This window comes from Streptomyces beijiangensis, assembly GCF_017315755.1.
GTDB classification, from domain to species: domain Bacteria; phylum Actinomycetota; class Actinomycetes; order Streptomycetales; family Streptomycetaceae; genus Streptomyces; species Streptomyces beijiangensis.
Window position 1 is genome coordinate 1 of record NZ_JAFLRJ010000518.1, and the last position, 313, is coordinate 313.

General features: G+C 75.4%; 1 protein-coding gene. It reads left to right on the forward strand.

What is annotated here, in order from left to right; translation table 11 throughout:
• Positions 1–313, forward strand: a 313-nt coding sequence (locus tag J0695_RS36185; protein WP_206969013.1) for a hypothetical protein, incomplete at both ends; no start/stop codon positions are given.

Here is a 313-nt window from a genome sequence, read left to right on the forward strand (position 1 = left end):
TGGTGCGGGCGCTCGCCGAGGTGAGTCCTCCCGCCCTGGCGCGCCGGGCGGCCGATCTCGTACGGGAGTACGTCGACCGGCACCCGGATGGTGCCGCCCATGCGGCGGCTTTCGTGGAACGGCGTCTGGAGCAAGGCCCCGCGGCCCGCGCGGTCCTCTTTCCGCTGGTCACCGGCCTGGTGCGGGGGAACCCGCCCCAGGTGCGGGCCGTCCTCGCGCCCGTACTCGCCGCGCCCGGCAGCCGGGTCTCACGGGCGATGCGGGCCGAGCTCCTGGACGTACTCCTCGATCACGAGCGGTACGCGGGCTGCGA